Source organism: Mucilaginibacter sp. L3T2-6 (assembly GCF_030519355.1).
Classification (GTDB): Bacteria; Bacteroidota; Bacteroidia; order Sphingobacteriales; family Sphingobacteriaceae; genus Mucilaginibacter.
Map to the genome: position 1 here is coordinate 1 of NZ_JAUMKC010000014.1, position 12,214 is coordinate 12,214.

At 42.5% G+C, this 12,214-nt stretch carries 15 protein-coding genes; all 15 read right to left on the reverse strand.

Features of this window, described 5'->3' with window-relative positions; translation table 11 throughout:
- Positions 1–288 precede the first annotated feature (288 nt).
- Positions 289–1,269 carry a YeiH family protein gene (locus Q3W13_RS15570; protein ID WP_302865270.1) on the reverse strand — a complete coding sequence of 327 codons (981 nt, stop codon included), beginning with the start codon at positions 1,267–1,269 and terminating at the stop codon, positions 289–291.
- 67 nt (positions 1,270–1,336) lie between these two features.
- On the reverse strand, positions 1,337–1,963 hold the full coding sequence (locus Q3W13_RS15575; RefSeq protein ID WP_302865273.1) for a trans-aconitate 2-methyltransferase: 627 nt from the start codon (positions 1,961–1,963) through the stop codon (positions 1,337–1,339).
- Between the two features lie 2 nt (positions 1,964–1,965).
- Positions 1,966–3,300, reverse strand: coding sequence for a rhodanese-like domain-containing protein (locus tag Q3W13_RS15580; protein WP_134336503.1), 1,335 nt, complete (start codon positions 3,298–3,300; stop codon positions 1,966–1,968).
- Positions 3,301–3,311: 11 nt separating this feature from the next.
- Entirely contained in the window at positions 3,312–3,722 is a 411-nt protein-coding gene (locus Q3W13_RS15585) for a DUF6691 family protein (RefSeq protein WP_117383524.1), read from the reverse strand.
- Positions 3,719–4,279: a YeeE/YedE family protein gene (locus Q3W13_RS15590; RefSeq protein WP_302865284.1), complete on the reverse strand. Its 561-nt coding sequence runs from the start codon at positions 4,277–4,279 to the stop codon at positions 3,719–3,721. Before Q3W13_RS15590 ends, Q3W13_RS15585 begins: the two co-directional genes overlap by 4 nt.
- Position 4,280: 1 nt before the next feature.
- On the reverse strand, positions 4,281–5,069 hold the full coding sequence (locus Q3W13_RS15595; protein WP_117383526.1) for a sulfite exporter TauE/SafE family protein: 789 nt from the start codon (positions 5,067–5,069) through the stop codon (positions 4,281–4,283).
- A 45-nt stretch (positions 5,070–5,114) separates the two neighbouring features.
- Positions 5,115–5,723 carry a Crp/Fnr family transcriptional regulator gene (locus tag Q3W13_RS15600; RefSeq protein ID WP_117383527.1) on the reverse strand — a complete coding sequence of 203 codons (609 nt, stop codon included), beginning with the start codon at positions 5,721–5,723 and terminating at the stop codon, positions 5,115–5,117.
- A 19-nt stretch (positions 5,724–5,742) separates the two neighbouring features.
- The gene (locus Q3W13_RS15605) at positions 5,743–6,639 is read right to left on the reverse strand and encodes a LysR substrate-binding domain-containing protein (RefSeq protein WP_302865290.1); all 897 of its coding nucleotides are present in this window, start codon (positions 6,637–6,639) and stop codon (positions 5,743–5,745) included.
- Between the two features lie 230 nt (positions 6,640–6,869).
- On the reverse strand, positions 6,870–7,610 hold the full coding sequence (locus Q3W13_RS15610; RefSeq protein WP_117383529.1) for a substrate-binding domain-containing protein: 741 nt from the start codon (positions 7,608–7,610) through the stop codon (positions 6,870–6,872).
- 1 nt (position 7,611) lies between these two features.
- Positions 7,612–8,529 (reverse strand): substrate-binding domain-containing protein, encoded by a 918-nt coding sequence (locus Q3W13_RS15615; protein WP_117383530.1) that lies wholly within the window; start codon positions 8,527–8,529, stop codon positions 7,612–7,614.
- A 33-nt stretch (positions 8,530–8,562) separates the two neighbouring features.
- Positions 8,563–9,021 carry a DsrE family protein gene (locus Q3W13_RS15620; protein WP_117383531.1) on the reverse strand — a complete coding sequence of 153 codons (459 nt, stop codon included), beginning with the start codon at positions 9,019–9,021 and terminating at the stop codon, positions 8,563–8,565.
- A 13-nt stretch (positions 9,022–9,034) separates the two neighbouring features.
- Positions 9,035–10,081 (reverse strand): c-type cytochrome, encoded by a 1,047-nt coding sequence (locus Q3W13_RS15625; RefSeq protein ID WP_229704640.1) that lies wholly within the window; start codon positions 10,079–10,081, stop codon positions 9,035–9,037.
- 152 nt (positions 10,082–10,233) lie between these two features.
- Complete coding sequence (locus Q3W13_RS15630) at positions 10,234–10,626, reverse strand: YidH family protein (protein ID WP_117383533.1); 393 nt, start codon at positions 10,624–10,626, stop codon at positions 10,234–10,236.
- A 172-nt stretch (positions 10,627–10,798) separates the two neighbouring features.
- On the reverse strand, positions 10,799–11,236 hold the full coding sequence (locus Q3W13_RS15635; protein WP_302865304.1) for a hypothetical protein: 438 nt from the start codon (positions 11,234–11,236) through the stop codon (positions 10,799–10,801).
- A 159-nt stretch (positions 11,237–11,395) separates the two neighbouring features.
- Complete coding sequence (locus Q3W13_RS15640) at positions 11,396–11,818, reverse strand: MarR family winged helix-turn-helix transcriptional regulator (protein ID WP_302865306.1); 423 nt, start codon at positions 11,816–11,818, stop codon at positions 11,396–11,398.
- Positions 11,819–12,214 lie beyond the last annotated feature (396 nt).

Consider the following 12,214-nt stretch of genomic DNA (forward strand, 5'->3'; position numbering starts at 1 on the left):
ATGCCTTTAATTTACAAAATCTCTCCCGCTTATACAAAAAAACCGCCTCATAATTTTACTTATGAGACGGCCTCTTTCATGATAATTTTCTTTAATTCATTCCCACGTTGTTCCCAAGGTGGGTGATTTTGTAGCCCGTAGGGGAATAATCTCGAACCATTTTCTTAAAGATTTGAAGCGATTAGCAGGATAATTTGATTTTTAAAAAATCCCAAGGGGAAGTGCATAGAACCCAGTTTGGCGTAATAAAAACAGATGAAATTTGTGGGCTGTACCACCACTCATCAGTTAGGCCAAGTGCATCACGGCATACAAAGCGGCACAGGAAATGGCGATCCAAAGCACGACTCCCTGGAACAGAGGTTTGAACCCAACTGATACCAATACTTTTCTGGATAAACCTGCACCAATTAAAAACATGGTAAGTGTTAAACCAGCCTTAGCGATCATGATCATATAAGGGCTGATCAATTTAGTGGCAGGGATGTAAGTGCTGGCGATCATGGCCAGAACAAACAAACCGATGAAGTAAGGAATGCTGATTTTTTTTGATTTGTTTTTGAAAATGAAAGTCGACATAAACGCCACCGGGATGATCCATAAAGCGCGGGCCAATTTAACGGTGGTGGCTACTTCCAAAGCATGTGGTCCGTATTTGCTCGCGGCACCTACTACTGAACTGGTATCATGGATGGCAATCGCGCACCATAAGCCAAATTGCGTTTGTGACAGGTTAAAATGATGACCGATCATCGGGAAAATAAACAAAGCTATCGAGTTCAGTATGAACACACAGCCAAGGGCGACTGATATTTGCTTTTCTTCAGCCTTGATCACCGGTGAGATTGCGGCAATGGCACTACCACCACAGATGGCGGTACCGGCAGAGATCAGATAAGAGGTTTTCTTTTCAATATTTAACCACTTGCCCATGAAATAACCGAAAATCAAGGTTCCGGTGATCGAAGCAATTGTGAATAAAACCCCTTCTTTTCCGGCTTGCATGGCACTATGCACATTCATGCCGAAACCTAAACCAACTACAGAAATCTGCAATAATAGATGCGTAGCTTTATGATTGAGATGCAAGTAAGGATGCCCTGTAAATTGGGCGATCACTAAACCCATCAATAAGGCGATAGCCGGACTGATAAACGGGGTTAGACATAAGGTTACACAAATTATAAAAATAATCTTACGGCTGTTTTCATTCAAATTGATCAGTAGTCCGGCAGTTTTAGAAGTTAATGGATGTTGTTGAGTATGCATAATCTTGTCTTTTGATGCTCAAAGATCCATCATTCTTACAAGTCATTTTTATCATAAAAAGCGATGATCAATAACCAAAAGTTATTGTTTTTTGAAACGTACAATATAGAAATTGCTGTAAAGTAAGGACGGGAGTCGGGTGTTCTTTCTCAAAGCAATTTATCTTTGTGAAATAAAGGCCGAACACATCGAAGAGCGTTGATTCAGAAAACTGATGTACGGGCAAATTGCTGCACTTCTCAGGTCCGTCTAACGCAAATGTACTGACTATCAAATAGCCTTTCTCTTTTAGATTTCTGTTTACAATATCTAAATATATATGCCGGTCTTGTAGGTCTGTCAGGAAATGAAATGTAGCGCGGTCATGCCAGAGATCAAATTTTTCAGATCCGGTAAACAGGAGCATATCCCTTATGATCCATTTAACTAAAGCGGCTCTTGGCCCTAAACGCAATTTTGCCCTTTCAATCGCTGCTGCTGATATGTCGAGCACTGTAATATTGGTATAACCCAATGCTAACAAATGATCAGCTAACAAACTGTCGCCACCACCAATATCAATGATGGCAGCATTTTTACATAATTTGAGACTGGCAATAATATTCAACGACGTTTCGGGTACGGGTTCATACCAACTCACTTCGGTCAGCGATTTGGTTTGGTAAACCTTTTCCCAATGTTCTTTTTTATCCATTGCTATAAAAAATCTTTAATGGCTTCGCCCAGGTCATAGACTTTTGCTTTATTGCCAAAAGCATTGTTAATGATACTGCTGCCAGCCGCGCTGCGATAGCCACCTGCGCAATGTACAATTATGGGTTTATTAAAGGGTATTTCCGAAACTCTTTCCCTTAATTCGGGAAGCGGTATATGGATGGCATTTTTAAATACCGGGTGTTCCTTCACTTCTCCAGTATTCCTAATGTCAACAATGGTATATTCTGTTTGATTCGTTGAAAACCTACGTAAATCAGTAGTATCCATTATTGCTGTTCCTGCCTGAAAAACAAATGCCCGCTCTATAAAATGCTCATAGCCAATCTTCGCGCAGCGCAAAATCAGGCTTTCGAGAATTTGCTCATTTTCTGCAACCAGGTAAAAAGCTTCCTCCGGTGCAATAATGCTCCCCAGCCAGGTTTCAAACTTGCCGCCATTTTGCAGGTTAATCGACCCCGGAAGATGCCCTTTTTTAAATTCTTTTTCAGCCCGTGTGTCAATGATATAAATACTGCTGTTTAATACTTCAGGATGGCCAATCGGAACATTTGCAATTTCCTGCGCCAGGTTTCCTGCGCCGTGTTTATTTAATTCTACATCAAACGGGAAATATTTTGGTACAAAGGGCTGATCCTGCAAAAGCATAGATATAAACTCCGATTCAGTCATATTTTGTAACGACCAGTTACTCAATTTTTCAGCGCCAATGGTACTGCTGTTGGCTTCACTTAATGCCTTACCACAGAGTGTTCCAGCCCCATGCGCAGGGTAAACAATTACTTCATTGTCCAGCACCATTAATTTTTCCCGGAGTGAATGATACATTTTTGCTGCCAATTCTTCCCTTTTAGCTGTTAGATTACCTGCACTTTCACGCAGGTCTGGCCTGCCGCAATCACCGATGAATAAGGTGTCACCTGTAAATACCGCTTTGTCTTTACCATCGTGTGTTAATACGATAGAGATACTATCGGGAGAGTGGCCGGACGTGTTTAACGCTTTTAATGTGATCTTGCCAAAACTGATACTATTCCCGTCATCAAAAGTTTGATGCGGGTAAACTGCGCCTACTAATGCAGAACAAAAAATAGTCGCGCCAGTGGTTTGATGCAATTCTAAATGCCCGCTTACAAAATCGGCATGCGGATGCGTTTCAATTACGCCGATAATCCTCGCTCCATTATTCTCAGCGTAAGCCAAATATTGACTTACATCCCTTGATGGATCTATCAAAACTATCTGGCGGTCACATTCACTCAAAATGGCATAGGAATAGTGCGATAGCCCTTTATCTTCAAATTGTTCGATTTTCATTTTATCTATTATTAATGAGGCAATTTCTCCCTTAATAAACCATAAGTCCAAGTTCCCGCAATCGCGCTTAACAGCGTAACTATAATTACGAAGAAGCCGCTGCCGATCTCGGCGAAAAGCGGTCCCGGACAAGCTCCGGTTATTGCCCAGCCTAAACCGAAAATCAATCCACCGTAGACATTACCCCAATGAAATGTTTTGTCAGCAATAACAATTTTTTCTCCGTGTATGGTCGTTAACTGAAACCGTTTGATGAGCTGAATTGAAATGATGCCTACGACTATGGCGCTACCGATGATCCCATACATATGGAAGGCTTGTAAGCGGAACATTTCCTGTATCCGGAACCAGGAGATCACTTCGGATTTGACGAGGATAATACCGAAGAGCATCCCTACTACTAAGAATTTGACATTTTTCATAACTGTAATAAATAAGGTAAAATGAACCAGGTCATCACAAATCCGCCGATCATAAAGCAACAGGTTGCCACTAAAGATGGCCACTGTAAAGAAGATATCCCCATGATGGCATGGCCTGAAGTGCAGCCTCCCGCATACCGGGTTCCGAAACCAACCAGGAAACCACCCACAACAATAAAAATAAATCCACGCAGGGTGAACAGCTGACTAAAGCTGAATATATCCTGCGGCAATAAACCGCTAAAATCCTTGACACCTTCCTGCTGCAGCAGCGCTGTCGTATGTGGATTGATATTTACCTGCCCGGCGTTTGACAGCAGGTAGGTAGCAATAAAGCCGCCTATAATAATTCCGGCTGCAAAAAAAAGATTCCAGCTCTCCTTTTTCCAGTCATACTTAAAGAATGAAATATTGGCGGGGATGCAGGCAGCGCAGACCTGTCTAAGCGTTCCGGAAATACCAAAAGTTTTATTACCTAAAAGTAATAAAGCTGGTACGATCAACCCGATCAGGGGACCTGCCACATACCAGGGCCAGGGTTGTTTAATGATATCCATATTATTTTGTTAAAGTTGTGATCAATATAAATATGCCCATCAGCAACACAAACCCGCCAAAAGCAGGCTTTAGTTTTGTTTCGCTTATATATTTGGTTAAATAGCTGCCCGTTATAATTCCGGCTATGGCAAATGCTGAAAACAGCAATAAGAATTTATAATCGATTGGGGCATGCCGGCTTACGTCACCCAATACGCCTAACAATGAACTGATGGTCATTACCATTAAGGATGTGCCCACGGCTTTTTTCATGGACAAACCGGCAAACAAAACCAGCGATGGAATGATTAAAAAGCCACCGCCCACGCCTACAAAACCGGTGATGATGCCAACTATAATACTTTGGATCACCAATTTGGTATAGCTCAACTGTGAGTCGGAAACTAAAATTTCTTTTTTCTTCCTGATCATCGAAATGGAAGCGGCCAACATTAACATCGCGAAAACAAGCATTAATAAGACTGGCTTGGTAAGTTCAAACGAACCAATATTGAGCAAATGATGCGGCACAGCAGGCATCACCCATTTACGCATGATGAATACAGCTATTAATGATGGAATACCAAATACAAAAGCTATTTTAAAATTCATGTTACCTTTGCGGTAATGGCTTAGCGCACCTGCCGAGCTGGTTATACCAACCACAAAAAGCGAATAAGTGGTTGCTATCACGGGGTCTATCTTAAAGCAATAAACCAGGATGGGCACGGTTAAGATAGAGCCGCCACCGCCAATGAGACCTAATGATAAGCCGATCAAAATTGCCAATGCGTATCCTGCTATTTCCATGGAAACAAAAATAGCGCTTGCGCAGCTAACGGTTGGTGACCTATGTTACAGAGGGATATTTAAAGAGATCTTATTTCTGGAAAGCGTAATTAATTCCTGTTTTTCCATTTGTTTCAACAGTCGGGAAACTACCTCGCGCGTGGTACCTAACTCTTCGGCCAGTTGTTGATGGGTTATACTAAACTCATTCGATCCGTAAACATTCGCTTTTCTTTTCAGCAAGGAAACGATCCGGTCGTCTAACTTTTGAAAGGCAACCGCATTGATCACCTCGAGCAATTCTTCAAAACGCTTATGATAAAGTTTAAAGATAAAGTCGGCCCATTCCGGATATACCTTGATCCATTCACTGGCTTTGGCTATAGGTAGCATCAATACTTCGGAATCTTCTTCCACCACCAATTTGACTTTGCTGGTATCTTCATGTATCCCGGCTAAAAAAGACATAATGCAGCTTTCGCCTGGTTTGATATAGTAAAGCAATATTTCGCGGCCATCTTCATCTTCGCGCATAACACGCATGCTGCCGGATAGCACCACCGGAATGGATCGGATATAACTATTCGATTGCATCATCACCGTTTCGGCCGGCAGGGTTTTCAGCTGGCTGTTGGCACGTAAATCCTCTTCTAAAATAGTTCCAAATAATTTCATCGTGATAAAGATATGATGATCAAATCGCTTTATAGCTTTTCGTAAAACGCATGAATAATTCTGCCAGTGACGCTGGTTGGCCGTGCGGCTGGATAAAATAAAACGGGCGTTCAATGGTTAGGTCTTTAATATCTATTATTTTGAGGGAATTGGTTTTTAACTCGTTTAAAATGGATTGTACCGAAAGGAAAGCAAAGCAATTGCTGTGCATTAAATAAGATTTGATGCTTTCGGTTCCACCCAATTGCATTTCTGTTTGAAGATCGGCAATTTTGATATCAAAGGGTTTTAAGGCGTGGGCAATAACATCCAGCGTACCTGATCCCGGCTCGCGTAATAACAGCGGCAAACTTTTTAACTCTTCCGGTTTAATAGCATCTTTTTTGATCGTGTTATTTTTGATACTACACACCAACACCAGTTCATCTGCGATAAACTCCTGGTATTTAATCTGTGGGTTTCGGTGTATTCCTTCTACAATACCGAGGTCAATTTCCTTGTTTAACAGTGCCTGCTCTATTTGCTCAGTGTTGCCGGTAACCAAGTTGACTTGCACATCTTTGAATCTTTGATGAAACTGGGCTAAAACCGGTGGTATAACATACTGGGAAACGGTATTGCTGCCACCAATACGTAACGTACCCATATGTTGTTTCGCCAACAAGTTCATGTCAAACTCCAATTCTTTGTAAATAGCTAAGAGTTTGTCTGCATATTGCAGTAACATATCACCCGCCGGGGTCAATATTATTTTTTTATTGCCACTCCGTTCAAAAAGGCTGGTTTTATATTCCGCTTCCAGTTCCTTAATGTGCTTGGTAACCGCGGGCTGGCTGATATACAATTCAGCTGAAGCTTTGGTGAAATTGAGCCGTTTGGCAACAGTATAAAATACCTGGAGGCGGAAGTCTAACATAATCTTAAAAATAGTATAGCAAAAGGAAATATCATAAATGCAAAAGCTGCTATGTATATGCTTACATTAATGATCTTTTCTCCTAAAGCAAAGGTTTGTTCTGAAAATTGGTAATGTGTTAAATTTTGTAAAGTTTTCATGATCTGTTTGATTTGTTGTTCAAAAATCAATCATGAAATCGCACTGTTTTCATCACCATTATAGATGATTGATAATGTAAAGTTATTGATTTATTCCCAACCCCATTTTTTAAATATCGTGTGACCTTCCGTACTTTTTAGGAACTGAACAAATTGTTTAGCCTGCGCAACATGCTTGCTGTTAGTAGTTATTGCTACCGGCGTACCCCGGTATAAACGCAATGATATCGGTAATTCTACTGTTTGAGTGATCGTTTTCAAATTTTCATGCCAAGATGCATAAGTGATCCAGGCGTCATAGGTATTATCTTTTTTCCAGGCCTCTATACCTAAAGCAGTATTGGCGAATGATCCTGCGATATTTTGTTGGATACTTCCGATTAAATCCTCTTTTCCGGCGACATCTTCCCACAATCCAAACTGCCCTGCGCCGTTCACATCTAAAATATGAACCCCTGGCCTCGTCAGGTCTTTCAGCGTTGCAATATGTTTAGGGTTTCCCGGTCTGACCAAAATGGCAGCTTTTCTTTTGTACAACTCTACTCTTGTACTGGCATCAACCATGCCCGGATGGGCCTGAATAAACTGCGTAAGCATATACTCGGCACCACCATAAATTACATCGGCATTTTGCCCGGCCTGCGCCAACCATTTAGGCTCTGGACCTCCCGCCACAATTACCGGGATGCCAGTTTTTGTAGTAAACACTTTAGCACAATCCTGCATGGCGGATAGCGGGCCACCAGGGCCATAAACATGCAGGGTATCGGTTTGGGCGAAAACTGACAGGCAACCTATGGTGGCGATCAGCAATAACATATATTTTCTCATCTTATTTAGTTGTAAATCCGTATTTGCGGTAAATCGCTTTGGCCGTCGGGCTGATCAAAAAATCCATAAAATCTTTCGCTGCCTGTGAATGCGGTGCATTTTTCATTTGCCCGGCAACGTAAGTGGCGTTGATGTTTTCTTTAGCAGGTATCTCTACCAGGTCTGTAGGGTGTTTGATCATCATTTGATAATAAGCCTCACTATACCATACGGGTGCCGCATCCGATTGGTTGTATAAAATGCGCATGGGTGTTTGGCGGTGGTGGATCTGCGTAAGGTAGGTAGTGCTATCCTTGACTTTGTCTTCCATGATCGTTTTACGCAAAGTTTCTGTTCCGGCTAATACATAGGCTTCTTCAATGCGCTTTCCAATACCTTCCCATTCCGGGTTCGGCATACTGACCCGTACATCCGCACGGCCCAAGTCTTTCAGTCCTTTTACATTTTTTGGATTGCCCTTCTGAACCATAATGGCCAAACGGTTATAAGCATAAGGTTCTGTTCTGCTGAAATATTCCGGCATCTGGTCGGTGCGGCTTTTACCAGCGGTATAAACATCCGGTTTTAAAGTGATGCGCATGTTGGCGATGGTGATGGAGCCACCGATGATCTGCTTGGCTAAAATTCCCGGCGGTAAAGTTTCCGCAAAAATGCGCTGGTATTGCGGGTGTTCCTTTTTAAAAGCTGCCATCAGGTCGTCTATGCACATGAACTGGTTCCCGGCAAAGAATACGACTAACTGCGGATCGATAATGTCGCCGAACAGATCGGGTACGTTATCTACGCCGGGCACGGTAAACATGACCTTACTTTCCGGCGGGGTATTCCACGGCGGATCAAAGCGGTGATCCTGTGCTTTTACCTGGCCACCCAGGGCGATTATTATGGCTATTGTGGATATTATCTGAAGATATTTCATGAGCTGTTATTTAAACTGAATTGGTGATATGGATTACGGGTGTACGGTCGCCCATCCTTCGTATTGACGGATAATGATCTCGCCATTGCCGCTGGGCACATAGGAAATAAAAGGGAAAAGATCGGCCTTGTCTATTTTACGTTCCCTGATCGTGTTGTTGCACTGTGCTAAGATTACCCCTTTGGCCTGCAGATCTTTCAAAGCCTGTTCGTAAGCACCGTTTTTCATAAATACGGCTACGCCATCACCAAAAGCGACCAGTTCGACATGCAGTTTACCTTTCAGCCGTGGATCTTCAATCGCGTTGTCGATATTACGCAGCGTCCCTTTGATCCTTTTCTCATCATTAGAGTTAAGGATGTATAAAGCATTATAATGTTTAAGTTTAGCTTCGGCACCGGTAAAGGTGGCCGGATCTGTTTGTTGCGCTGTGGCAGGTTTTACAAAAGCGATCAGCGCGAATGCTGCGAGTAGGAAAGCGTACTTTTTCATGTTTTCTATTTGTTTATGATTTTTTACTGGTTAATTCTTTTTGTGCGTCTTTGATGGGTTTAAAAGGACCGAGTTTGTGCTGCTTTTCGCTGAAGCCATCGGCATAAGGGCCAAACGGAAAATCGAGAGGTTTTTTCTTCAGGTCGGTCCAATCCCTGTGCTGGTCTTTATGCGGCCGGGGTTGTGTATTGATAAAGGCAGATACGTTCCAGGCTTCTTCATCTGTTAGTTGCGGGCTTTGATAGGTTGCTCCGAAAGGCATGTTGTTTTTGACAAATCCGGCAAGGTTGGTTAAGCGGTACATCCCGGCACCATCATTATAACTATGCTTCCCCCATAGTGGCGGGTTGGCATAGGTCTTTTTATCTGCGTTCAAAAGGCCTTCACCATTGGAGCCGTGGCAGCTCTGGCATTTCATTACAAATACCTCTTTACCTTTTGCAGGGTCGGCCGCATGATCCATGAAAGCAATTTTTTCAGTTGCACTGCCAAATAGCTTCTGGCCTTTCTTTACACTCTTGCCGATCCATTTCATATAGGCCAATATGGATTGTACTTCTTTACCTGCGGTATCGGGCACCTTGCCCGCTAAACTGCGTTCAAAGCATTCTGCAATGCGTTCCGAAGCTGGTTCAACCTTGCCGCTTCGGCCGCTCATCTTGGGGTAGCTGCTGATGAACCCGGCATAATCGTTACCGAAAAGTTTCGTACCGCCTGCCAGGTGGCAATTCTGGCAATTCATCCCGTTGGTGATCATGGCTACACTTCCTTTAGGCCCGAAGTATTGGGCGGTATGCGCGATCAGCTCCCGGCCGTACCGAATGGCATCACCTGCTTTGCCTGCCGGAATGGTACTTTCGTCAGGAGCTTTCCAGGCATCAGCCGAAATAGACCGCGGCGTAGTACCGGCGGAGGATTCAGTGGACGGGATAGTAGTACTAACGGGCGCTGTTGCTTCTATTACCGCCGGGCTGTTTGACCCCATGTTTGACAGGGAAACGATGACAATAACCATACAGGCGACCGCGATACAACTGATGTAGATTGTATAACGTGACATTTTAATTATCGTTTTAACGAGCTCTTTTTCTAAATCCGGGTCTTCCATTGTTGCTGTCCTCTTTGATTGATATATCAAAGGTACAGTCAAAATAGCTGCTTGTGATATCGCAAAACGTGATGTTCAATAACCAAAAGTTATGATTGACGATATTAAATACTTGGTAAAAGATAATAAATCAATAAAGCACTAATAACCAAAATGGAGGCTGTCAGGAAAACGGATAATAAAAAAGATGGTTTATAAGCGTGATCCAGCAATTGCTTTTCAGTTGAACGGTAGCGGAAAAATGACAGTAATGCCATAGCGGCACCAATGGCGACCAACAAGATACCGATCTCAGAGGAATACCCTTTGGTTGGTAAAACCACTTTACCGGGTAAAATCAAAGCGAGCTGCCGGATGAACAGGCTGAATTTAACCACCACAAAGCCGAAACCCATTAAAGCAATGCTTGTCCTGATCCAGGCTAAAAAAGTCCGTTCATTAGCCAGATGGTCACCGGGGTTGGCAACTGGCTTATCAATGTTATTTTGAGTAGTCATATCCACACTTAAAGTTATACAACCTTCATTATTAAAATTTGTTCCGTCAGGAGACTGGTGCGATACAAGCACTTTGTTCAATAACCTCGAATTGCAACAATTAATTTGATGGGCTACCATGTATATATCTTACGGATTACCGAAATCTAACTCAACGCAGGTTAGAAGCTTTTTATGGCTTTTTAAATTCATAACCAAGCAGTTTGCTTTTGAGGCTTACCTCTATCTGAACCATCTCCTTTTTAAACAAACTTAATCTGGATTCCCCAAGTTTTTCTTCTATGATCTTTTCAGCGGCGCTAACCGCCTCATGAATCTGAGGCATGACTTTTTTACCATTTTCGGCCAGCGAAAAAAGATACTCGTTCCTGCATTCGGGATGTTCCGTAGCAAGCAGGTAACCTATGTCCAGCAGCTCTTTTAGCATTGGCATCAGACTTCTCCGGTCAACTTCCATAAAATCTACAAGTTGCCTTTGTTTCATGCACCCCGCGCTGCCGGAAATAAATAACATTGCCTCAGCCATATATTCTGTGTGCGGTGGCGGAAGGTGTAAAGCAAGCACTTTTACATATAGCTTGCTTAATCTTCTGAGATCTTTAGCAATCATAAATTAATTTTTTATAGTATACGAGCGATCATTTATGAAAATAAACCACAGCATCCGATAATAATCACCCGGCATAATGCGTCAGTAAAGCTGCCTACTGTATACGTGCTCAGGGACTTCGACAGAAGTGATTACTTCTAACGCTCCTGTCGCTTACAGCTAAAGTGCGATGTCAACTAAGTTTGACTGCATCTTAAAAAGTGTTTCATAAAAATGATCCAAATGCGTTTTGTCGACTTGCTTGTTGATCATATGATTTACTTGCTCTATAGCTTCCTGTATCTTGGGTACACTTTCTTTACCCCTGTTGGTCAGATAGATAAAATGAGCCCTCCGGTCCGCTACATTTTGTTCCGTATAAACAAAGCCGTTTTTGGTCATACCTTCAATGAGCACCGCAATACGGGACTTATCTACCTGGAATAATTCCGCAAGCTCCTTATGGGTTGGGGTATGCTTAGTGGACGCCAGTAATAGGATCTCTGCGTAATGTTCCAGGCGAAGATCAGGCAGGACGTTAACGATGGCACGGCTGTATAGCCTGCTTAAACGACGCAGGCTTTTCGATAATAAAATTTGCATAATAAATTCTTTTAGACAAACAGATTGAAACCTGCCCGGAATGGACAGTTTGTTAAATGCTTATTACTAAAAGAATCAAATACGAAGGGCGAGTCGGAAAGGGAAAGTGGCCGAAAGGTGATGTAGTATCGAGGTAGGTGGCCTTAGTTGCCTTACTATCCGCGGAATTAAAAACAAGTTCAAAAACACCCCGGCCAGTTGAACAAATAGGCTCTGTATATTTTGATCTTTATTCAAAACAGACTTATCGGTACGGTGCATCATACTGAGTGCCTGAGCGCTTGAATTATCCAGTCTTCTTTTGAAGATAGAATTATAACGTGACTGCGACTTATTTGAAACCAAGTGATGGTTTGGTAGCAAGAGAATATGGGTAAGCACGATAAAAAGGTATGC

Coding starts and splice junctions, on each gene's coding strand:
- Q3W13_RS15570 (WP_302865270.1), bottom strand. CDS start 1,269: ATGCATACTCAACAACATCCATTAACTTCTAAAACTGCCGGACTACTG.
- Q3W13_RS15575 (WP_302865273.1), bottom strand. CDS start 1,963: ATGGATAAAAAAGAACATTGGGAAAAGGTTTACCAAACCAAATCGCTG.
- Q3W13_RS15580 (WP_134336503.1), bottom strand. CDS start 3,300: ATGAAAATCGAACAATTTGAAGATAAAGGGCTATCGCACTATTCCTAT.
- Q3W13_RS15585 (WP_117383524.1), bottom strand. CDS start 3,722: ATGAAAAATGTCAAATTCTTAGTAGTAGGGATGCTCTTCGGTATTATC.
- Q3W13_RS15590 (WP_302865284.1), bottom strand. CDS start 4,279: ATGGATATCATTAAACAACCCTGGCCCTGGTATGTGGCAGGTCCCCTG.
- Q3W13_RS15595 (WP_117383526.1), bottom strand. CDS start 5,069: ATGGAAATAGCAGGATACGCATTGGCAATTTTGATCGGCTTATCATTA.
- Q3W13_RS15600 (WP_117383527.1), bottom strand. CDS start 5,723: ATGAAATTATTTGGAACTATTTTAGAAGAGGATTTACGTGCCAACAGC.
- Q3W13_RS15605 (WP_302865290.1), bottom strand. CDS start 6,639: ATGTTAGACTTCCGCCTCCAGGTATTTTATACTGTTGCCAAACGGCTC.
- Q3W13_RS15610 (WP_117383529.1), bottom strand. CDS start 7,610: ATGAGAAAATATATGTTATTGCTGATCGCCACCATAGGTTGCCTGTCA.
- Q3W13_RS15615 (WP_117383530.1), bottom strand. CDS start 8,529: ATGAAATATCTTCAGATAATATCCACAATAGCCATAATAATCGCCCTG.
- Q3W13_RS15620 (WP_117383531.1), bottom strand. CDS start 9,021: ATGAAAAAGTACGCTTTCCTACTCGCAGCATTCGCGCTGATCGCTTTT.
- Q3W13_RS15625 (WP_229704640.1), bottom strand. CDS start 10,081: ATGTCACGTTATACAATCTACATCAGTTGTATCGCGGTCGCCTGTATG.
- Q3W13_RS15630 (WP_117383533.1), bottom strand. CDS start 10,626: ATGACTACTCAAAATAACATTGATAAGCCAGTTGCCAACCCCGGTGAC.
- Q3W13_RS15635 (WP_302865304.1), bottom strand. CDS start 11,236: ATGATTGCTAAAGATCTCAGAAGATTAAGCAAGCTATATGTAAAAGTG.
- Q3W13_RS15640 (WP_302865306.1), bottom strand. CDS start 11,818: ATGCAAATTTTATTATCGAAAAGCCTGCGTCGTTTAAGCAGGCTATAC.